The 22,501-nt window shown below is 39.8% G+C and carries 22 protein-coding genes; 5 read left to right on the forward strand and 17 right to left on the reverse strand.

The features are described from left to right. Positions 1-34 precede the first annotated feature (34 nt). On the reverse strand, positions 35-505 hold the full coding sequence (locus E1176_RS18475) for an SgcJ/EcaC family oxidoreductase (protein ID WP_155212529.1): 471 nt from the start codon (positions 503-505) through the stop codon (positions 35-37). Then, positions 502-2,826, reverse strand: coding sequence for a non-homologous end-joining DNA ligase (gene ligD / locus E1176_RS18480; protein ID WP_155212530.1), 2,325 nt, complete (start codon positions 2,824-2,826; stop codon positions 502-504). Before ligD ends, E1176_RS18475 begins: the two co-directional genes overlap by 4 nt. Positions 2,827-3,094: 268 nt before the next feature. Between ligD and E1176_RS18485 the strand changes: the two genes are divergently transcribed. Beyond that, positions 3,095-3,964, forward strand: coding sequence for a putative phage abortive infection protein (locus E1176_RS18485; protein ID WP_155212531.1), 870 nt, complete (start codon positions 3,095-3,097; stop codon positions 3,962-3,964). 2 nt (positions 3,965-3,966) lie between these two features. On the opposite strand, the gene E1176_RS18490 is transcribed toward E1176_RS18485, so the two are convergent. From E1176_RS18490 to E1176_RS18510, 5 genes are read right to left on the reverse strand one after another with little or no spacing between them, the layout of a single operon-like run. Next, entirely contained in the window at positions 3,967-4,845 is an 879-nt protein-coding gene (locus E1176_RS18490; RefSeq protein ID WP_155212532.1) for a DUF5777 family beta-barrel protein, read from the reverse strand. Next, on the reverse strand, positions 4,842-5,384 hold the full coding sequence (locus E1176_RS18495; protein WP_155212533.1) for a YceI family protein: 543 nt from the start codon (positions 5,382-5,384) through the stop codon (positions 4,842-4,844). The genes E1176_RS18490 and E1176_RS18495 overlap by 4 nt, the downstream gene beginning before the upstream one ends. Positions 5,385-5,386: 2 nt before the next feature. After that, positions 5,387-6,199 carry a SprB repeat-containing protein gene (locus tag E1176_RS18500; RefSeq protein WP_155212534.1) on the reverse strand — a complete coding sequence of 271 codons (813 nt, stop codon included), beginning with the start codon at positions 6,197-6,199 and terminating at the stop codon, positions 5,387-5,389. A 4-nt stretch (positions 6,200-6,203) separates the two neighbouring features. After that, a complete protein-coding gene (locus E1176_RS18505; protein WP_155212535.1) occupies positions 6,204-7,385 on the reverse strand; it encodes an outer membrane beta-barrel protein in 1,182 nt (393 codons plus the stop codon). Next, on the reverse strand, positions 7,369-7,908 hold the full coding sequence (locus tag E1176_RS18510) for an RNA polymerase sigma factor (RefSeq protein WP_155212536.1): 540 nt from the start codon (positions 7,906-7,908) through the stop codon (positions 7,369-7,371). Before E1176_RS18510 ends, E1176_RS18505 begins: the two co-directional genes overlap by 17 nt. Before the next feature lie 181 nt (positions 7,909-8,089). On the opposite strand from E1176_RS18510, the gene E1176_RS18515 reads away from it, so the two are divergent. Further along, positions 8,090-8,305 carry a hypothetical protein gene (locus E1176_RS18515; protein ID WP_155212537.1) on the forward strand — a complete coding sequence of 72 codons (216 nt, stop codon included), beginning with the start codon at positions 8,090-8,092 and terminating at the stop codon, positions 8,303-8,305. Between the two features lie 542 nt (positions 8,306-8,847). On the opposite strand, the gene E1176_RS18520 is transcribed toward E1176_RS18515, so the two are convergent. The 10 genes from E1176_RS18520 to E1176_RS18565 form a co-directional block, all read right to left on the reverse strand. Further along, positions 8,848-9,057 carry a hypothetical protein gene (locus E1176_RS18520; RefSeq protein WP_155212538.1) on the reverse strand — a complete coding sequence of 70 codons (210 nt, stop codon included), beginning with the start codon at positions 9,055-9,057 and terminating at the stop codon, positions 8,848-8,850. Between the two features lie 25 nt (positions 9,058-9,082). After that, the gene (locus E1176_RS18525) at positions 9,083-10,795 is read right to left on the reverse strand and encodes a hypothetical protein (RefSeq protein ID WP_155212539.1); all 1,713 of its coding nucleotides are present in this window, start codon (positions 10,793-10,795) and stop codon (positions 9,083-9,085) included. Continuing rightward, on the reverse strand, positions 10,788-13,007 hold the full coding sequence (locus E1176_RS18530; protein WP_155212540.1) for a tryptophan-rich sensory protein: 2,220 nt from the start codon (positions 13,005-13,007) through the stop codon (positions 10,788-10,790). Before E1176_RS18530 ends, E1176_RS18525 begins: the two co-directional genes overlap by 8 nt. Next, entirely contained in the window at positions 13,004-14,248 is a 1,245-nt protein-coding gene (locus E1176_RS18535; RefSeq protein WP_155212541.1) for a BatA domain-containing protein, read from the reverse strand. Before E1176_RS18535 ends, E1176_RS18530 begins: the two co-directional genes overlap by 4 nt. Next, positions 14,249-15,145, reverse strand: a complete 897-nt coding sequence (locus tag E1176_RS18540) for a DUF58 domain-containing protein (RefSeq protein WP_155212542.1) — start codon at positions 15,143-15,145, stop codon at positions 14,249-14,251. Between the two features lie 18 nt (positions 15,146-15,163). After that, positions 15,164-16,177 (reverse strand): AAA family ATPase, encoded by a 1,014-nt coding sequence (locus E1176_RS18545; protein WP_155212543.1) that lies wholly within the window; start codon positions 16,175-16,177, stop codon positions 15,164-15,166. Positions 16,178-16,204: 27 nt separating this feature from the next. Further along, a complete protein-coding gene (locus E1176_RS18550; protein ID WP_155212544.1) occupies positions 16,205-16,849 on the reverse strand; it encodes a DUF4159 domain-containing protein in 645 nt (214 codons plus the stop codon). Positions 16,850-16,855: 6 nt separating this feature from the next. Next, complete coding sequence (locus E1176_RS18555) at positions 16,856-17,431, reverse strand: GNAT family N-acetyltransferase (protein WP_246206162.1); 576 nt, start codon at positions 17,429-17,431, stop codon at positions 16,856-16,858. A 100-nt stretch (positions 17,432-17,531) separates the two neighbouring features. Next, positions 17,532-18,848 (reverse strand): TldD/PmbA family protein, encoded by a 1,317-nt coding sequence (locus E1176_RS18560; protein ID WP_155212545.1) that lies wholly within the window; start codon positions 18,846-18,848, stop codon positions 17,532-17,534. 33 nt (positions 18,849-18,881) lie between these two features. Beyond that, entirely contained in the window at positions 18,882-20,522 is a 1,641-nt protein-coding gene (locus E1176_RS18565; RefSeq protein ID WP_155212546.1) for a TldD/PmbA family protein, read from the reverse strand. A gap of 161 nt (positions 20,523-20,683) precedes the next feature. Between E1176_RS18565 and dinB the strand changes: the two genes are divergently transcribed. The 3 genes from dinB to E1176_RS18580 all read left to right on the forward strand — a co-directional run. Further along, the gene (dinB, locus tag E1176_RS18570) at positions 20,684-21,754 is read left to right on the forward strand and encodes a DNA polymerase IV (RefSeq protein ID WP_281349586.1); all 1,071 of its coding nucleotides are present in this window, start codon (positions 20,684-20,686) and stop codon (positions 21,752-21,754) included. Between the two features lie 127 nt (positions 21,755-21,881). Further along, positions 21,882-22,316 (forward strand): peptidylprolyl isomerase, encoded by a 435-nt coding sequence (locus E1176_RS18575; protein ID WP_155212547.1) that lies wholly within the window; start codon positions 21,882-21,884, stop codon positions 22,314-22,316. After that, positions 22,309-22,501, forward strand: a 193-nt coding sequence (locus tag E1176_RS18580) for a hypothetical protein (RefSeq protein WP_155212548.1), incomplete at its 3' end; no start/stop codon positions are given. The genes E1176_RS18575 and E1176_RS18580, both read left to right, overlap by 8 nt.

Raw genomic sequence — 22,501 nt, forward strand, 5'->3', positions numbered from 1 at the left:
CAAATTGGCAAAGAGGCAATTGAGCTACGACTACCTAGTTTGACTTCTTACGATAATCAACAGCTTTTAAAATGCCTGAGCCGTCACTCAGGTTTGTTTCTTTTCCGGGTACGATATCTGTATTATGGGCAGCCACGGCCAACCACTTTTCTTGCTCTCTATGGGTTACAAAAGTGAAAATATTGTAGCGTACATGTGGCTTCTCTTCACCTTCCAAACTACTTTGCCCTGTGAGCCTCATCTTCGCATGTACTACCACCACTTCATCTGACAATTTCTTAATCTTAACTCTGGTTAACTTTAATTCACTTTGATTAAAAATTACCTTTAAACCATAATCATGGGCCTTTCTGATATCTTCCCTGTTATGCCACCAAAGACCAACTACATTTACAAACTCGGCATCTTCTGTAAATAATGATGCAATACCTTCAGCATCTCTCTCATTCCAAAATGCAGTAAATAACTCGGGAATCCGTTCCGGTTTAGTGGCTATCTTCGTCATTCCAAATCTTCTCTTAGTCTAAGAAAAACCGGGTCTCGTAAAGTGCCATTTTTGGTAATCATCGAATACTCTACTTCGCACACGAGGTTAGGTTCAATCCAGGTAGTGATACTTTCATCCATTACCTTTACATCTACGAGCTTCTCACCCTCTTTCTGTTTTTTGAGTTTTTTTGTAAATGCTGTCATCGACTTGTCTGTAAAGCCGGTACCAACTTTACCTCGATAAATCCACTCATTCCCGTCTCTTTCAGCCATGTGAAGACCACCAAACTGAGTCTCTCGGTCTCCTTTGCCTGCTGAGTAACCGATTATGTGCACATCAATTGTTTGCCTGATCTTGACTTTAATCCATGCGTCTGACCTTTTGCCTGGGAAGTAGCGTGCATGAGCATCTTTGGCCATAATGCCTTCTAAGCCCATTTTTCTGGCGGCTTCAAATAACTCCTCACCCTCTTCTACCACTTCACTTACCCGGTATGACGTACCCTTCTTTAAGGAGTCAACCATCCACTCTCTCCTCCTTAAAAGCGGTTCCTGAATGAGAGATCTCCCATCTAAATAAAGGCAATCAAAAACATAAGCATAAGCAGGGTATTTCTTCATAGCCCGATCAATATCACCTTCACTACGTCTTTGCATACGATGAATTACTTTGCTAAAGTCTGGTTTACCTGCCTTATCGAACACGACAATTTCAGCATCAAAAATGGCTGAAGTCACTCTAAAAGCTTGTTCCGGCACTGTCAATTCTGGAAATTGTTTGGTCAAATCTTTGTGATTTCTGCTAAAGATTTTGACTTCACCTTCGTCTAACAAAATCAGTGCACGAATACCATCCCATTTTACCTCATACAGCAAATCTTGTCTCGTTGGCACTTGTTTCATACTTTGAGCAAGCATAGGCTCAGGTGGCTTTTCCGGCCAGGGATGCTGTGGATTGTTAACTCTTTCTAGTAGCCACTCCTTCTTTTCCTTAATAGGATACATGCGATACTCTGCATTTACCTGCTTGCTGTTAAGGTTGAAATAAATGCCACCATCTTTTTTACGTTTAGTAATCTCATATCGCCCATTGGCATATACCCACATTTTACCTCCACCATATTGGCCTTTTGGTATCTCTCCCTCAAAAGTAAGGTACTCCATTGGGTGATCTTCTGTAGCCACAGCAAGCCTCTTAATACCCGGTCGAGGGGGTAAACCTTTAGGTACTGCCCAGGATTTGAGTACGCCATCTTCTTCGAGCCGCAGATCGTAATGAAGGTGAGAAGCATGGTGGCGGTGTACGGTAAAGCCGGTACCATCTCCCCCACTAAATAAACTCTTAGGTTCAGGTGTTTTTGTGAAGTCTCTCTTCTTACTGTAATCAGCGAGCTGTTCCGGGCTTTTGTGCTTATCATTTTTACCTAAGGCCTTTTTATTTACCATAACTGTATCTCGCTTGGTGTGAAGTGCCACTGCATATGCTGCAAATCCCTCCCAGGCATCTCCTTCGATCACATAGGCAGGTACGTTAGCTATATGAAAGTCTTGTGAAGATTGTAAATCATCCAGGTAATCCCAGCTAATAGGCATTGATACAGGAGCTCCAGGTTTACCTCTAAGGCTGTATGGAGCAACTATGGTTTGCCCATTTCTATTTCTATAAATATCAATTAAAACACGTCCTTTTCTGGCGTCTTTTTTAATATGCAAAGTTGTATTTGTATGCTTTGCCACAAATGGCCTTGCTGCATCCTGAGCCGCCTTAAAACACTCATCATAAGACCATTGTGTTAAAACCGGAGTAAGTAAGTGCAGGCCTTTACCTCCAGTTGTTTTCAAGAAAACTTCATAGCCGAGGCTTTCAAGGTGATCCTTTAAAGAAAGTGCTATTTCCTTAAGGTCATCAAAATTAAACCCTTCGGGAGGATCAAGGTCATAAACAATATAATCAGGGTTTATATAATGTGGTTTTCTGACCTGCATCTGGTGTAGCTCAAGGCAAGCAAGATTAGCAAGCCAAACTAAAGAAGCTTCATTCGTGGCCATGATGTAGTCTTTTTTGGCATCGCTGCCCATGGCTACATAGTCAATCCAATCAGGGGCCCAATCTGGTCGGTTTTTTTGAAAAAACTGCTCTCCATCAATTCCATTGGGGAAACGCACCAATGACAATGGGCGCCCTTTGACGTGAGAAAGCAAAGTAGGGCCAACTGAAAGGTAGTATTGAATAATTTCTGCTTTTAGCACATGATCATCAGGATAGAGTGGTTTTTCAAGATTAGAAAGCTCTAACTTGTGTTTGCCGACCTGCACATACTTAGACGATCTTGCCATAAATGGAATTTAAGCTTTTTCAATCAAAGTTTAACCAATAAACCAAGCCTTTGTCTTGGTTATGAGTGGCAATTCTTAAAAAAATAACTTTATCAGCAACAGTCACTTAACTAAAAATCTGCCATTTTATCTTTAATTGATGGTTACTCTTAGAAAATTTAAGAGATCAACACAATAATATTCCTAATATTGAGATTCGCTATTACTCTCGATAGCGCCAAAACCAAAGATTTAATTGCTCATTGTCAGAGTTTCAACGATCAAAACCATGAAAATACGTAGACCTTCCTTTACTGATATATTTGCCAACATTTTGGGTATATGTGCGATAGCTGCGATAGCCGGAGGTGTAATTGTTGCCTATCTATTTTTCAAACATGCCAGTCAGGGAGATTCTGATTTCTGGACTCAGCCTGCAAATTTTAGCATCATTGGTGAGTTTTTGGGAGGTACTGTAGGTTCCATATGGGCACTAGCCGGAGTAATTTTATTTTTCCTTGCCCTTATTTATCAAAAACATGAGCTCGTCTTGCAACGTGAGGAGCTTAAAGAAAGTCGTAAGATCATGGAAAGTCAATCTACCACTATTGCTATTCAGCAATTTGAAAACACTTTCTTTCAACTACTCAACTTCCACATAAATGCAACGAATAACATAAGAGACATTTTACAAGGAAGCAATGGCAAGAGTGTAAATGCCTTTCAGGCCATTCTTAAAGACTTTAAGAAAGAAGTTGCTGCTTTAAAGAAAAGAATGAAAGCGGATGGCGGTATTGCGCTTGATGATGAGTCGTTTGAAGCTTGTTTCAGGTCTGTTTTTGAAGGTTATAAAAATACATTTCAGCATTACCTGGAAAACTACAAGTCGCTTGTACTATTGGTTGAGGCTAAAAGCCATGATCCTGAGTTTTACTTTACCATACTCAAGTCACATTTTACTGAACAAGAGGTACTTATACAGTTTTATTACACCTTGCTTTATGCTAAGGATGAGCGATTGATTAAAACCACTGAAAAGTATAATCTATTTCAAAAACTAAATGTAAGGGCTATTTCTGAAATTGATAGTTACCATTTACAGAAAATAGATAAGCGAGCTTATACGAAAGACAAGCAGCCTGAGTCTATGGAGGTGTAGCCTCACCAGCTCTTTTCTTTTTTAGACCCAAGGTTAAAGGTTCTTGAAATATTGAAACCGAAATGAATGTCTCCATCAAAGAAGTCATCGGATGTCTCGGTGATAAATGCCCGCTCTACAGTCATGATAGAATTGGTGAAATGTAATTGAAAAACATGTCCGCCAGTTTCGATATCAAAACCCAATGAAAATGAATTGGTAAAGATGGATTCTGGAGCATCTAGCCTATAATAATACTCTGCATTAAAAGCCAAACGAGGTGTGAGCTTAACTCTACCCCCAACCCCTAAGGCTAACTGACTATTTTCAAATCCCTCTTCAACCGTGCTTTTGTATATGTAGGTAGGCATAAGCTGAACCGATACGAGGCTATTTATTTTTCTCGATATCAAGAGCTGGCTTACATTAGCCAATCGATCATTAAACGCCACCTCTGGTGAGTCTTCTGATTTTGGAGTGGTCTTAATGGTAAAGCTATTAAAAAGTACAAGAGAAACCGGAAAGCTACCGCTACCCTTAGTTTGTCTGGCCAATTTATACTTTAAGAAACTATCATATGTCTTGTCAAAACTGCTTCTACCAATACCTATGTTAAGTTTGTCAGAGAGTCCATACTCAAGTCCAAGTCTAATAAATGCATTATCAAGACCCCAAAGATTATGACTACCACTATTAATTCTACCAAATCGATGTGTGATCAGAAATTCGAGCTCCTTTTTTGCCTTCATTTTCACCGAGTGGCCCAGAATAATACGAGTGCCTTTAAATGTAGACATTACCTCCTGAGGCTTTTCATTTTCATCAATTAGGTCAAGTAAATTATCTTGGGTGTAGGCCAGGTTACTGGCAAGGATCAAAACGAATAGTAAAGCTTTTCTCATAGTTTTTCATAAATAAAATTAACAGTGACCTCCACCTCTTCAGCAATGTTTTTCCATAGCACTTTAGGTATTTTGATTTTATAATCTTCCAGCGTGACCATAAACTTACTGTTGATCTCGATTTGATCGCTTTTTTGAAGTGTGCCGGTTATTTCTACTTGTTGAGTCTCTCCGTGAATTGTCATTTCACCTTTCGCTGTCACCTGCTGTTGACCAGTTGATGTATGATCATAGCCATAGATTTTGCCTGAAAATGTAGCCTTTGGGTATTTTTCTGATTCCAGGTAATTCTCATTGAAATGCTCCTGCATCAGTGATTTATCAAACTCGAAAGTATTAATCGGTACAGAAAAGACGATCTCTGAAGTGCTTTCATCAAAAATGCTACTTGCTTCAGATGTAGTGGCATCAATGTTTTCTAGTGGTGCCTCAGAAAAGAATGTGATCGTTGAACTACTGCTTTTATATTTTTGAGCGCTCAATGTAGTGTAACTGGCCAAAAACAGAATTGCGCAGACTAATAATTTGTGATTGATCATGGTTAATTATTTTTAGCGCCCTCATCCACCCAGCAAGCGATCAATGTTTTTTCTGCTTCTGACAAAGAGCCATTGGGTGGCATAGATCCGTTTTGAGTACGTGATTTGATTTGCGATGCAGCGGCCTGCAATCTTTCAAAATTCGTCCAATCCCGACTGGCTCCATTATCTCCATTATGACACCCGGAAACAGCGCAATTTGCTGTAATTATTGACTTTACTTGATTTTGATAACTCGTGCCTGTATCACCTTTGGCAACACTGGCAGTAGTTGATACAGCGCAACCCGTGGCATCTTTAATAATCACCTCATAACTGGCAGGTGGCAAGTCGACAAATGAGTTATTTGATACAAAACCCTTACCGATATCGTACTGATATGGGGGCTCTCCTCCTGTAACGTTTACTTCAATTGTACCATTATTATCAACGCATTCTGTATCTGCTGTAGCTGTCGCAGAAGCTGCTAAAGTAGAGCCCGAAGCCTCTACAGTCGCTTGTTTCTCATCAGATATACAACCATTGGAATCTTTAGTGAGCACAGTGTATGTACCTGCCGCTAATGTCAGGAAATCTCCCGAAACCTGGAAGCTACTGCCGCCATCGACACTAAATTCATAAGGCTCAGCGCCACCGGAACCCGAAAGCACTATTTCACCATCTGTGGCAGCACAGGTGCTGGTAGCAGATGTAGAAACCACCTCTACTATTGGCAAATTATCACAACTTGTCGGTGCCGGATCATCACTATCCCCTCCACAACCAATCAGAAAGATGATTGAAAAACACAGACACCCCTTAATTATTGATTTCATTGATTTACTGTTTTAGAAATTGATATTTAATATTAAAAAAAGCACCCGATGACACTAAGTCGACCTTACCTGCACCAATACCGGTCAATGGTACTTTAAGGAAAGGCTCAAGCTGAAGGGAAAGGTTATGGCCGATTTTTCGTTCGTACCCTACCCCTACATTGAGAATACCTAAATAATGATTGTTCTCATTTCTGTAATTTGTAGTCCAACTTTCAGTGCCTTGCGCGTTGGTTGACTGAAACTCGTAATCCTCAGACAACATAAAGTAGCTCGATAAGCCAGTAGTAAAATAAAACTGAGACTTATCTGAACGATTGAAAAAATAGTGCGCGTTAATTGGTATATCGATTACCCGGCATGTAGCATCAAGCTCAGTGCGGTCTTGATTGTATCTTCCATATGAGCTTTCGGACTCATTACTATAGTAAATTTTTCTTGAAAGAATTGCTCCCGTTGAGAACCCCCAGCGGTCGCTCAATTGGTATGAAAATAAGAGTCCCAAATTACTACCGGGTTTATCAGGTGAGAAAAAACCCACAGAGCTTAGGTCTGGCGAATAGCTGACCAGCACACTAAAAGCGGCATAGCCCGCCTCCTTCTGCTCTTCAGAAGACTCAGTAATTAGATTTAAATTAAAGTTTGGTATATAGTGTCGGTAATCTGTGACGACACCAATATGCTCAATAAATTCAGGGTCAGTAGTTTGACCTGCATCTACAAAATATTTGTCTGATTGCTTTAGCGCTGATTCTTTAGGGGTTATCGATTGGGTTTGTTCTTGTTTTAATTCAGCAGAAGTTCTTATATCAGAATTTTGAGGTGAAGCCAGGTTCTCTTTATTAAAATCAGCTTTATGAGGAAGGTTCTGTTGCTGTTGTCTGGAAATCTTATCAGTATTCACCTCCTTAACATCTCCTTCAGCAGATCGAGTGGCTTCTTGCGATATTTCTTTTTCTTGAGTGAGTTTGTCATCTATGCCACTCGTCCCGATCAATAGAGATAGAATCGCAATCACACTAATAATTACAGCGCCAATAACTTTATAAAATACAAAGCCATTGATATCACCAGAAGGCAGCTGTATTTCCATTGTCGCCCATAGATCGGAATCCATAGGTTCGTTAAAACCTGCAGCTGCTTCCTGAAACAATTTGTCCAGATCCTTATCAGATATATTGCTCATACACCTCTTGCGTTGTGAATTTTAGCATCTTCCTTAAATTAGCTCGCGCCTTCGACAAATTTGATTTTGACGTACCCACCGAAATATTAAGCTTTTTAGCTATTTCTTCATGTGGATAGCCATCAATTACAAATAGGCTAAATACAGCCCTGTACATTGGACTGAGCTGCTGTACCAGCATCAAAATTTCATTATAGCTGAGCTCATCAACAATAGAAATCTTTGATGCCTGATCATGACCTTCGAGTGTAGTCTGGTTCTGATACTTTTTTTGAGACCTGAAATAATCAATGGCTGTATTGATCATCAACCGCTTCAACCACCCTTCAAACGATCTGTTTGTATCATATAAATCGATTTTGGAATACACCTTCATAAACCCATCATTTAAAATCTCCTTAGCCTCGTCTACACTTCCTGAGTACCTCACACAAATGGCCATAGCAAAAGAGTAGTAGTGCTTGTATAGTAAGCGCTGACTTTCCCTGTCATGGTTTTTACATCCTTCAATGAGTACTCTCATGTTTTATATTGGTCTTCAGGGTATTTACCTCTATCACGGTGAAAGATTATAAAGAGGTTGCCTCGTCTAATAAATAATTTACTAAATATTTTGATGTAGATGTTTAAACATGGATTGAATGTACCTAAAATGGCACATGACTTGATGTTATATGAGTAAACAAAACAACTAATAATCAATTATGAAAAAGTTAAGTATTTTATCAGGTATGTTATTAATGGTAATGATGATGGCCTGTGATAAGCAACAGAAAACCACTACTACTGAGCCTGCGGATACTGAAAAGGACAAAGTAGAGTTAAAAGTAGACGCTAATAAGAAAGAAGTGGGAGTAGAAACTGAAGACGTTGATATCGATCTGAAAGGCGATAATGACGAAGATGGTGAGAAAAACTAATCTAACATAACCAAATATTAAAGGCAGCACTGAGTAGGTGCTGCCTTTTTTTGTGGATTGAATTCCACAGTTTATTCAAACAAAAAACCCCTGGAAGACCTAGCTTCCAGGGGTTAATCGTTGTCTATAGTTGGCTTTAATACTTCAATAATACAGGGTGACCATCACATTCAAAACCTTTGTAAGTCGGATTGCTATTATACAGGTCAGGATACCTTATAAACGGATAAGCCGCTTTTCAATATTCTATTTATGGAAAGGAAAAAAAAGATCGGGCTAACCTAAAAACCCGATCTTATAAAAAAATGGATGTTTTGACCATATGTCACAAAAAATCCCTTGAAGACCTGGCCTCAAGGGATTAATCGTTGTCTATAGTTGGCTTTAATACTTCAATGATACAGGCTTACAGCAAGATGGCAAACCCTCACAAGACCAAGTGCTATTTTTGCAGTTAAACTGTCAAAATATACAGACGAATAAAAAGTGGTCTAAAAAAGCTATAAATGCGCTTTTTCCCTTACATGAGTAGCTTTTAAAGCCTAATTCTCATCACTGATGGTGTCCTGTTTTGTTGAATCTTTGGCGACAGACTTTTCTTCTGTTCGTTCGTCACTATTTAATAAACGCTCCTTTAACTGAGGTTTGGATCCCGGAAATGTGGTACGAGATGAAATATCATAAGCCAGATAGCCCATGGCTCCAAAAAATAGTATAGCAAAAATTAAAAACAGCTTTTTAGATTTCTTCACGGTATACAGGCTAAATAATTAATGTTTAACTCAACTTAGGTTCTAACCACAAATATCCTACACAAATTAAAAAGAGCAGGTAAAACCATAAAGGATCTATCTCTTTTTTGACAGAAACATCGACTTTGAATCGTATTTCAGTATCATGATTAAAAACACGACTGTTGGCTTTACTTCGATTATAACTCACAACCCCTTCCCATTCACTATCTTGGTTAACAAATAGCCAGGTGGTATCGTTTTCGATCATTACAGTGTGCCATCCTGTACTTTTGGGCCAGTAAGTACCGCTCCAAATATCTGAAATATGCATATCCTGGATTGGAGCAACTGAAACGCCATCAATATTAACCATTGGTTTTGACTGAGCTCCAAACTCAAAGTCAACTGGCTGATCAATACAAACAGGCCAGTTGTAATTAATACTGGTCGCTCGTTTTGATGGTAAAAGGGCTTCCAACTGCTTTTTCCAAAGATTTTTATAAGCTGTTTGCTCTCCAGCCAACCAGAGCTTATAGGTATTTTGCAAAACACTCCCTCCTACCTGACCTTCTCCCAAAAGCATTGCCCCCGTTAAGTTATTAAAAGTAAACTGAAAACCTGGTTGATCTTTAAAGACATATCCGTAAGTGTCAATTCGATATGGCTTGTCTAACATATTTACAGAGGCGACTTCGGATGTAGTTGGCTCAAAGTCTACTATAATGAGATCGTTATTGGCTGTAAATAATTCTTCTGAAGGCATTATATACACACCTAATCCGTTTCTTACTCTTTCTTTAAGCATGCTCAATTCATTGCGACTCAAACTTTTTAATGAAGGATAGTCAATAACGAGTAACGCTGCAGCTTCAAGCACATTTGATGAAAGTTTATAAAACCTTGACACTGAGGTATTATAAGCTTCAAATTTATATCTACCCCGTGTAAGTTGGTTTCTTACTTGCAGCTCATGCCCTTCTGCAGCCAGGTAATTTTTAAGGTACTTCAACTCGAAAGTTGGGAATTCATTGACCATCAATATTTTATATGACTGTTGGTCAGATACAATAATGGGAAAGTCATGCTGCCTGAGTACTTCCGACTTTTCATTTACTTCCTGTACCTGAAAGACATATTTTCCAGCACTTTTGATTTGCACTTGAAGTTTGAAAGCTTGTTGCCCCATTGTTACCTGTATGGAATCAACCACCTGGTCAAAAGCCCTGAGTTTCAACCAGCCGTTGTAATCTGCCTGCAATAAGCCATTAACCTCTAGTAGCTCTCCTACTTCGGCTTCTTGTGAATAATTGAACCTTAGAATCCCAGTCTTTGAGCTATCCAGCAAGTAAGTAATATCATGCTCTTGATATAGTGGGAGGTCATACTCGGGTATACCATCACCTACCATGATCACTCGATTTTGCGCAAATAATGCCTCTTTCTCAGTGTAGCTGAGGGAGTCATACTGAGCCATTTCATCAAACTTGTATTGGTCTTTCAGCTCATCAATTTGTTGCTCTTCATAGCCTTGAGTCAACAATAGGGCTGAAGGCAATTCACTTTCTAACTGAATGACTGGTTTAATCCATATAGCAAAAAGTGCTATTACACCGAGTAATGAACACAACAACCTTAACCAAAGATTTTTTTTATTGCTTCTTGCAAACTCTTTGATGAGAAGTAGAAGAAGGAGAATTACGGCTATTCCAATAGCTACTCCAAAATTAGTATCTATCAACACTCCGAACTTATTCATTGATTACTTCGCTCAATTTGTCAAGGTAAGTACGAGTTAGCTGATTTTTATTCTCGCTTTTAATATTGAAATTATCAACCTCAGGTGGGATAGCTTGAACCAATGCACGACTTACATTGGCCAGTACTTTTTTCAAATTATCAGGGTCAAATTCATTATTGCTTAATTTCTTTAAGTTCTCTAAGGATTCTAAATACTTCACCGGTTGCTCTACTGCCAGAGGAGAAAGTGCATCTGCTGCATGCGCAAATAGCTGATAATCAGATTTTTGTAGTGAATCTCCCCTATTCAAAGTTGCAATACGATTGAGCAGGTTCCTCAACGGATCCAGGCCATCATCGACAGTGGCATCCTCTGAAGCACTCCTTGATTTCACTTCATCTAAATCTCCTGTGAGCCGCTTATCTTCTTTGATAGGTGGCGGATCAAAACCGATCCTATGCACGTAAATTCTCGCTTGATTCTTAATTTTCTTTATTAACTCTAAAGCCTTGTATTGATAAGGCAGGGATTTTTCCGGCTCGAAAAGCCTCAAATACAATTCAGCATCCCACATTTCAGCCATAGCTTGCTTCAACATACTTCTGGTTGATTGAGTATAAAGAGTTGCCTCTTCAGGGTCATCATGAGCGTGTATATATTTGTCTAGCATATTACCTTTATCGTGCTCGTCTTCATGGCCATGGTCGTGGTCGTCTTCTACCACCAGGTTGTGCTCATTGTCCCCATCATGATCATGAGAGTATTCAGCCAAGGGATCGTGGTCTTCTTCGAGTTCTTCGGCAATCTCTTCGGTCTCTATCGCTATGCCCGATTCATTTTCAACTCCCATAAACTGACCATACTTTAAGCGTAATGATTTTTGGTCGAAACCCAGTTCATTAGATTGAGAATTAAAGTCTTTTTTCTGCATTTTCTGCCGCTCCGCAATCAGCTTTTCGGTATCAATTATAATTTGTCGCTGACTTCTGAAATACTCCGGCATCAAATCTACTCCCAGAGAACCCGCCAATGAAAACTCAATATCTGTGGTGTCTTTAATATTGAGAAAATAGGTTTCTGTCCGAGACCTTTGATGATCAGGTTTTTTATTATCTATGGCTTCTACATAAAAATACAACTCATCTCCCGGACTCATTTTCATCTCATCGAGATCTATGGTTTTATTCAGCAGCACTTGTGTCCCCCTGGCTTTCTTATCAAAATCCAGCTTTTCTTCTCTAAATTTTACAGACTCCCCTGTTCCCTGGGTTACTGTGGCAATGATATAAGCATCGGTAAGCCCAAAATCATCTGATATAAGAGACGTGATATTTACACGCTTCTTTTCGAAATATGAAAAAGAGGTATACTGTTTTATACCTTTCAACTCTACCGAAGGTGGTGTGTCTTCTATTGCTTCTATGCTATAAAGTTCAGAGGTAAATTCACGACCGTCAGCCCCCACCAATTTGAAATTATAAAACCCGTTCTCGCTTACCTTAGCCGAAATTTTAAATACACCCTCTTTGCTTACCAGCTCCTGAGTTGACTTACCTGAAGTTTCAATAAAAACCCTATCCGTGGCCTTATTTGTCTTTACAGTCCATGTTAACCATGACTGCTCTACAGCATTAATATTTAGATCTGAAGAAGTCGAAGCTCGAAGACCTGTATAGGCCGGGGGCGAAACATACAATTGAATCGATTCTATTTTTGGCTGAGCAACGGGCGTAATACTATCATTTTCTATTATATCTTCCGACTCATCAGGAACTAGTGTAACAAGTGACGCTGCATCCGGCTTAGGTAAAATCTGATTTATAACAAAGCCTAAAGCCATCATTAAAACGATAAAAAAAGTGGCTCTGGTAAGGTGATTAGGCGGAAATAGAATCTTCGATTTAGCTATTATTCCCGCTAGCTTTTCATATTGTAGTCTGGCAATCAGCGGCAGTTCCTCTCGTTCTCTAAGCAGAATTCCGGTGCTGTTTTCCACATTTTCTAATCTTAAATCATAAAGCGAGGCTACATGATGGAGGTTAATTTTCCAGGGTTTTAAAAGAAAAAAGAATAAGATGCTAGCTATAAATCCGCTAGCTAAAGCAATTTCTAAGCTTGTAAGGCCAAATACAAAAAGACCAATTCCCAGCCCGTAGAGTAAACACTCAATCACTTTTACAGCGAACCATAAGTTTTTTGTTTTGGTCAATATGGTTTGTGGTTTTTTCACTGTTTTCTCACATAAGATACAATACGCTCTGTGGCAAAAACCGCAAGAAAAAGTAGCCACAGCCAATCATTCATAGGTTTTTTAACTGTGCTGTTTAGACTTCTAACTTCATAATTCGGCTGTAATTGCGCTTCGGCCAGTTGTCTTTGATCAAATTTTTCGATCTGATCTCCGGCTTCAATTTCCTTTCTCATCACCTTAAAAAGCTGAGTAACAAAACTTCCTTTTACCACATTGACGACATTTAGCCGACCAGTAATGTGGTACACGCGTGGGTCGCTGGTAGGTATAATCAATCTACAACTAAGAGTATCACGTTTGTATCGTACAATCTGATTTGATTGGTTTCCGTCTATCTCTTCATCAGAAAGCCAAAAAAGCCAATCAGCTTGCTTGTTATCTGAAATTTTCAGCGGGTACCTTGAAAACTCGCTGATGCTTTCTACGGCTGTTTTCAGGTACATAGCATCTCTTTCAAACCCAGGACCCGAATGAATCCGCACTGTTATCGTGTCTTTTATAAGCCTGACCGTTCCTTTAAGTCCATCAAATGATGTAGAATCTGAATCTGATTCTATTTCACCTTTTAGAATTTGATCCCGTTCAAAAGCGGTATGCTCTCTGTTTGAGTTTCCCTTTACTAAATAAACACTGTCTCTACCCTGAACGGCTGACGCCAAGAACATATTTGTACCTTGGTTTTCTAGAGTGATCCAGGATAAAGGTCTATGGCTAGTTGGTCTCGCTCCTTTAAATGACTTTTGTACTGAAGATGTAATAAGAACAATATCTTGGGCATTTACTCGGTTGAGTTCTTCTACTAATTGCCAGTGTCTCTCTGCTGATTGGGTGTGTTTCTCTTGGTCATAGTTTGGAAAACCAGGCAGAAAGGCTTTAATCTCATACTCTTGATTGGCCAGTGAATCTAGTAAAGCATTAGCTTCGGGCCTATCCGCTATTAAAGGATCGATAAAGACCAATTTACTTTCATTATTTGCTGTAGATTTAAAAAATAGCTGTGCTAGAATAAATGAGAGCAAGCCCATTAATATCATTCTTAATACAAGCAAAATGATCTCATTTATTCGCAAACTGCTCGACTGTTTAGACTCCACCTCAGGCAAAAATTGTGTACTGCCAACCTTAATTACCCGACCTTCCTTTTTGCTCCATAAATGGATGGCTAGGGGCACTAATAGCCCTAAAAGTGTAATAAGATATGTAGGTGCAGCAAATGACATTTATAGCAGCATTTTTCTCTTTTGAAAGAAAATTTCTAAGGCCTCTCCTATGTGGTTTGCTGTATTAAAAACCTCATAGCCTATGCCATTTTCCAACATCTCACTTTGTAATCGACTGATATGATTTTGAAATTTTGACTGGTATTGTTTTCGCACTTCACTGGCATCTAATTTCATTTTATCACCAGTTTCCAAATCTTCGAAAGTAACTGATCCTGAATAATCTAAGGTTTCTTCCTTTGGTGAGGTAATGTGCAGCACCACCACCTCATTACGCTTTGTTTTGAGTCTGTCGATGAAATTGGTAAGCTCATCATTATGCTGGTACATATCACTGACCACAAAAATTAGTTCTTTGTGCCTCCTGTCATGTAGATTTTCAGTTGATGAAAGATTTTCTGGCCATTTACCTTTGTTGTCAATCTCTACCAGTTGATGTAAAAAACGATTGAAATGTTGTTTTTCAACACGTGGATAAACGCTGTAAAAATCATGATCGTTGAGTGCGTACAAGCCAATGGCATCCCCTTGATGTTGGGCTAAATAAGCTACAGAGGCTACTAAAACCCGGATGTAATCCATTTTAGTCAAGCCCTCTTCCTGATGAAGCAGCGACTTGCTTGCATCGATAATAAACTTAACTGAAATATTAGTTTCTATTTCTGACTGCTTGATGTAATATCTCCCCGATCGTGCCAGCATTTTCCAATCGAGTAACCTCAAATCATCACCAGGTTCATAGCTTCTATACTGGCTAAACTCCATACCGGCCCCTACTCTTGTGCTATGATTTAGACCCGATAAGTAACCGTCTACGATTACTCTGGAAATCAATTCCAGTCCTTTGATACTATGCAGTATCTCTGGCTTGAGTAGGTCGCGATAATCGGTTTTCATATGTTTTATTGATAGTGGCTACCCTGCTCCGTTAATCGACAAGTTGATGGTTTTCAACAAATGGCTCGTTACATCGTCAGAGGTTACGCCCTCTGCTTCAGCCTTAAAATTGACCAGCACTCTATGCCTTAAAACGGGCAAAGCCACTGTGTCTATATCTGCTTTTGTAACTGCATATCTTCCTTGCAATAATGCGTGAGCTTTGGCTGTCAATATCATGGCCTGACCAGCCCTTGGGCCTGCTCCCCAACTCACCCAATCTTTCACATAATCTATGGCTGTAGTTTTTGGTCTGGTTGCTCTTATCACCTGATTGACAAAACCAACCAAATCATCACTAATAGGCACCTGACGAACTAATGACTGCAGCTTTATGATCTCTTCTCCTGCCATTACCTTTTCAACAGAAGCTGATTTGCCTCCAGTTGTACTTTTTAGAATGTTAAGCTCCTGCTGCTCTTCCGGATAGTCGATCTGTATGTACAACAAAAAGCGGTCGAGTTGCGCCTCTGGCAGAGGAAATGTACCTGCCTGCTCGATTGGGTTTTGAGTGGCTAAAATTAGGAATGGGCGATCTAAAGGGTAGGTTTGTCCACTATAAGTCACTTCAAACTCCTGCATGGCTTCCAACAAGGCCGCCTGTGTTTTGGGTGGCGTTCTGTTGATCTCATCAGCCAACACAATATTTGAAAATATTGGCCCTTTGTTAAATTTGAAAAACTTTTTGCCCGTAGAATGATCTTCTTCCAAAATCTCTGTGCCCACAATATCTGAAGGCATAAGGTCTGGCGTAAACTGTATACGTCTGAAATCAAGATCAATAGCCTGGGATAAGGTTCTAATCATCAATGTTTTGGCTAAACCGGGAACACCTTCCAGCAAAGCATGCCCACCTGCTAAAAACGTGATTAGCAACTGATCTATAGTCTTTTCCTGACCAACAATTACTTTGGCTATTTCTTTTTTTAGCGTGTCCAGTTTATTTATCAACTGGCTTACTTCTTTCTCCTCTTTTATGAGTTCTTCGTTCATCGATTTCTATTTTCTGCCCCGAGCCGTCTACGAGGTCAAAGCATACATTACAATGTTTACACTAAAACGCGTATTGTCTATCTTATACCAACGCTTGTTTCTAAAATCATAGTCCCACTCACAGCCATAGTCTTTATTACTGTATAACACCGCAATACGCCCATCGATCTCTATGGCTTTTAGGTAATCGTGTACTAAATCGTCCCCCCAGCCATTCAACTCCTGAGAAGTTGTGGGTGGCCCATCCTCAAACTCAAAAAATGACCTATAGATTGGGTGATTATTTGGCAGTTTTTTCAAGGCATCATTCCCAAAAATAGCGGCCATCTGCGATTCAAAAGATTTTGCATAAAGACCGTCAATGTCATGGTTACAATCATCAGAAAACACAAAGCCTCCATTTTCTACATACGCCTTAAAGTTTTCTCTTTCTTTTTTAGAAAACTGCACTAGTTTATGCCCTGCCATATAGCAAAAAGGGCATTCAAATATTTTGTCGCTACTTAGTGGAATAATATTCTCCTCAGTGTCTACCTTGAGCGTGGTATATTCGACTAGAGAATTTAGCACGTTAGAAGGCATTCGCTGGTCGACATCCCAATCGCCAGAATCGTATTGCAGCCTCGTAAAAAAGAAGGCATTATCTCGATTTAGATATTTTACTCTATTCATCTCTCCCTATCCATTCAAATCTAAACGCATCAATATGTCGGTTTGCCTGTCGTTGCCTAATAAAAAATCATGGCTATCAAATGCCTTAAAGCCCAGCCTTTCGTAAAACTTTATAGCTCTTCTGTTCTTTTCCCAAACACCTAACCATACTTTAGAAAATCCTTTATTTTTAGCTATTTCTATCGCTTTCTCATATAGTTGGTGGCCAATACGCATACCCTGATACCATGCTAAAACGTAAATGCGCTCAATTTCCAGCATATTAGGAGCAATAATCTCTGTTTGAGCCTTTCCCCAGTTTACTTTTAAATATCCCACGGCCTCATTTTCTAATTCTGCAAAATAGAAGTCTGTCTCATTATCATTTAGCTCAGTAAGCAGTTGACCTGAACTGAAACTTGCATTTAAGTATTTGTCCATATCAGCTGCAGTATTAAGCGCACCAAATGACTCAGAAAAGGTTTCTTTACCTATTCGCTGTAATTCTTCCAGGTCGCCCTGATCAATTTGTCTTAATGAAACATTTTCCATCGTGGCCTTAAAGTAAAATTGCAAGCATCTGTTGGCTATATCAAATAGCATTATTTAAGCGGTTGCAATACCGGCTTAAAACGTTACCATTTATATAATAACAAAAAAGGCTTTACCTGTTAGATAAAGCCTTTCTTTCTTTTACTAAATTTTAAACAGCGTCTGACAAGCTGGTAAAAGTGAAATCTCTCACCTTCATATATGGAATGAGATTTCCGTTGATTCTCACCTGTTGCCCCAAAGTCTCCAGATTATTAAGCATAATAATAGGACTTTCGTTGAAACGGAAATTCTTAATCGGATGCTTCAATTTACCGTTTTCGATAAAGAAAGTACCGTCTCTGGTCAAACCAGTGTATAGTAAAGTCTGCGGATCAACTGTTCTGATATACCAGAGTCTGGTCACCAATATACCTCGCTTGGTATCTTTTATCATGTCTTCCAGCGAAGCGTCTCCACCTTCCATAATAGCATTACTGGGGAAAGGCACGGCATCTTTGCCCTGCTGTTCAGCCCAATATCGGCTATATGCCAGGTTTTTTACCACACCGTTTTCAATCCAGTTCATTTTCTTCACTGGCTGGCCGTTGCCATTCCAGGGTGCAGTTGGCACTTCAGGATGACGTGGATCAGACCAAATGTTGACACGCTCGTCAACGATTTTTTCTCCTAATTTAGTACCACCGCCTTCTTTAGACATAAAACTTCTGCCTTCGTCAGCAGTCCGGGCGTTGAGCGAGCCAAACATGTTACCTAAAAGCTGTTCAGAGGCTGCTGGCTCTAAAATCACAGTATATTTTCCAGGCTCAATTGCCTTGGCCTTACGTGACATTAAGGCTTTATCAATCGCACTTTTGGAAGCTTCCTCTGCGTTGAGTTTTGCGATATCGTTAGCATCTCTTGTGGCCCAACCGGAACCTGTGCCATCATTGGTACGCATGGTTACGGAGAAACTAGCATTAGTAGCCTGGTTGTAAGCAAATAGGCCATTTGAGTTCATCATAGCGCTAAAACCGGCTGAATCATTTAAAAAGCCCGCTGACGTTACGTCTTTAGCCCTGGCAGGTTCGATGCTTGCTCTTGCTATTTCAGCACGCTGCTCAGGAGTAATTTTGGCTGTTGCTTCAACATAGGTAGTAGACTCATCATACTCCTGCGGACCTAGCGGCTCCATAAATTCAGGGTTTTCAGGCGAAAGCTTTGCCAGCTCTTCAGCACGCTTTACTACACGCTCCAGAGAAGCATCGTCAAATTCATCAACTGTAGCAGTACCAGATCTTTTGCCGTAGCTTGACTGCACCACTAACGTTTGATTTGACCTGTGCCCTGCAGTACTTACTGTATTTCTGGCATAACGTATATTGCCACTTTCAGAACCACTAAGGTTTATTTCACACGAATCGGCCGTAGAAAAGCTCAACGCTTTCTCCATTATCGCTCTTGCCTCTTCTTTAGTATATATTGCCATTTTTTAAATTCTTATTTCGTTAAACAATTAAACCTAGATAGTTCGACCAGTATTGATCACATTCACGCCATTGAAACGTGTCGTTGAACTACCATGAGAGACAGCACTAATTTGAGAAGGCTGACCTTTGCCATCGAAGAATGAACCGAAAAGTCGATAATCATCTTTATCACAAATCTTAGCACATGAGTTCCAAAACTCTTGTGTGTTAGACTGGTAAGCCACGTCATTTAACATACCTGCAATCTTTCCATCTTTGATTTCATAGAAAACAGTACCACCAAACTGGAAGTTGTACCGCTGCTGGTCTATTGAGTAAGATCCACGACCTGCGATATATATGCCTTTTTCGGTATCCTCTATCATTTGCTTGGCAGAATATGGTTCTGTACCAGCTTCTAAAGACACATTAGGCATACGCTGAAACTGCACATCATTCCAACTCTGTGAATAGCAACACCCATGAGATTCATCCTCATTGATAATATGCGCCTGGTCTCTTATCGCCTGGTAGTTTACCAAAGTACCATTTCTTACCAGATCCCATTTCTTACACTTCACCCCTTCATCATCATAGCCAACCTGACCTAGAGAATGAGGCTGTGTTTTATCAGCCACAAGATTTACAATATCACTACCGTAATTGAAGTCTTTGGTTTTCCACTTATCTAAGGTTGCAAAGCTTGTACCTGCATAGTTGGCTTCATAGCCTAATACACGATCGAGCTCCAGTGGGTGACCAACTGACTCATGAATTGTGAGCCCCAGGTGATTTGGCTCTAAAACAAGATCGTACTTACCGGGGTCTACAGATTTTGCAGAAAGCATTTCTTTGGCTTGTTTAGCGGCAAGCGTAGCGTCCTCTACAATATCGTAGCTGTTTCTGTATAAATTAAGCCCTTCAGGTCCTTCAATTTTTTCTGATGCAAGACCATCCATATACTCATAGCCCATACCCATTGGTGCACTTAAGGCCTGTCTCGATTTAAATTTACCGGCAGATCGGTCGATGGCAGTTACGCCAAATGTTGGCCATATTCTGTGTACATCCTGATCGATATATGACCCTTCTGTAGACGCGAAATACTTTTGCTCATTGACCATAAACAGGGCCGAATTCACAAAATTGGCTCCATTTTCCATAGCAGAAGCATTGGCTTTGAGCAGTAAGTCTACTTTTTCAGAGACTGGTACATCTTTGAAGTCTTTTTTAATAGGTGTTTTCCAGCTTACCTCACCATGGCCTTGTACCGGAGCAAGCTTCACTGGCTCTTTTTGAATTTTTGAATTGGCTTTAGCGATAGCGACAGCTTGTTCTGTAGCTTTTTTTATACCATCAGGTGTAACTGAGTTTGTGGAGGCAAAACCCCATGTCCCGTTGGCAATCACTCTCACACCTATACCAAACGACTCTGTATTGACAACGTTTTGTACTTTATCTTCACGAGTAAACACATATTGATTTAAGTACCTGCCAATACGCGCATCTGCATAGCTGGCACCTAGCGAACGTGCAGTATTAAGTGCAACATCGGCCATCTGTTTTTTCGTGGCTACGTCCATCCCAGGGGCTAATAATGCCTCTACAGGAATTGAATTACCCATTAGGTGTGTAGGAAGCATAAACGCTCCAGCTCCTAACCCGGCTAATTGGACAAAATCTCTTCTTTTCAAGTTTCCTCCTTTGTTTGGTTTTACTAAATGAATTATAAAAGGCAGTTTTTTGACCTTTTGCTCGATTTAAATTGTTTAAAACAATGTCGAAATCAAAAGCTAATTATATAAGCGGTCGTATACATAACTTTACACCAACCGTACTCAGATAAAAGACCACTTTGCGAAAAATCATACATATAGATATGGACGCTTTTTACGCTTCTGTAGAGCAGCGCGATAATCCGGAACTTCGAGGTAAACCTATTGCGGTGGGTGGGAGTTCTGAGCGTGGTGTGGTGGCCGCAGCCAGCTATGAAGCGAGGAAATATGGAGTAAAATCGGCTATGCCTTCTAAAATTGCAGCGCGTAAGTGTCCGCATCTGATTTTTGTAAAGGCGCGTTTTGATGCGTATAAGGCTGTATCTCAGGAAATCAGGAATATCTTTTATGAATATACAGATCTTGTAGAGCCATTGTCGCTCGATGAGGCGTACCTCGATGTAACTACCAATAAAAAGGAAATGCCATCGGCAACGATCATAGCTCAGGAAATCAGGAGACAAATTAAAGTGCAGACTGGTCTTACCGCCTCAGCAGGTATTTCTATGAATAAATTTTTGGCCAAAACAGCTTCTGATGTAAATAAGCCTGATGGCTACTTTCTGGTCGCTCCTGATGATGCTGAAGCCTTTGTGGAGAAACTACCTATAGAACGGTTTTTTGGTATAGGCAAGGTGACTGCTGAACGCATGCACAAGATGGGCATCAATACAGGTCTTGATCTTAAAAAATGGAGCGAATACTCGCTTATAGATAGGTTTGGTAAATCCGGTAGGTATTATTACAGAATTGCCAGAGCTATTGACAACAGAGAGGTAAACCCTAATCGTATTAGAAAATCGCTGGGAGCGGAAAACACCTTTTCTAAAGACCTGCTTACGAGGGAAGAAATACTTGATCAATTATCGAAAATCAATGAAACACTTAAAGGTAGAATCGAGCGCTCTAAGACCAAAGGAAAAACACTAACACTAAAAGTAAAGTATACTGATTTTCAACAAATTACCCGAAGCAAAACTGTAGACTACTGGATTGAAACACCTGAGCAAATAGCAACACTTTACGATGAGTTAGTCGAACTTGTTACTTTAGACAAAGGCATCCGATTACTGGGTCTGGCACTCTCTAATCTCAACCATGATTTGGTAAAAGAAGAGGAAAAAAGCGTGCAGCTTACTTTGGAGTTTTAATGTAAGAGGAGTTGTAAAGCTTACTTTTTAGAGTTAATAAAAGAGACATTTTCGATAGTTTTGTTACCTATTTAAATCAGAGTTTTTAGAATACGTTAAGTTTAAATTCAAAATCAGAATCAATACTATGAAAACAGCAGAAATACAAACAGGTAAGGGTAACATGAAAGTGGAGTTCTACACTGAAGATGCTCCTAAAACTGTTGACAATTTTATTAAACTGGCCAAGGCTGGCTTTTATGATGGCCTTACCTTTCACAGAGTAATACCAAATTTCGTGATTCAGGGCGGCTGCCCAGATGGCACTGGTGCTGGCGGACCAGGCTACACCATAGACTGCGAATTGGATGGTGAAAATCAATACCACGACAGAGGTGTATTATCAATGGCGCATGCTGGAAGAAACACAGGTGGAAGCCAGTTTTTTATATGCCACAGCCGTGACAATACCTCTCACCTGGATAGAAATCACACTTGTTTTGGCAAAGTTGTTGAAGGACAAGATGTGATTGATGACATCGACCAAGGTGATAAAATTGAAAAAATTACAATACATGAATAGTTTTAAAATAGCTGGATTGCTACTCATTGCGTGTTTTTATGCGCAATGTAGTAGTGCTCAGCAGCATGATGACGCAAAAAGTAAAGTTGCCACAGCCACATATAGTGAAAACAAGCAATTAAGCTATGAAGAGGTGTCTGGCAATTATTATGTAGAATTAACTGATGGCAAATCTTTGCTGTTCA

Source organism: Fulvivirga aurantia (assembly GCF_009711475.1).
Classification (GTDB): Bacteria; Bacteroidota; Bacteroidia; order Cytophagales; family Cyclobacteriaceae; genus Fulvivirga; species Fulvivirga aurantia.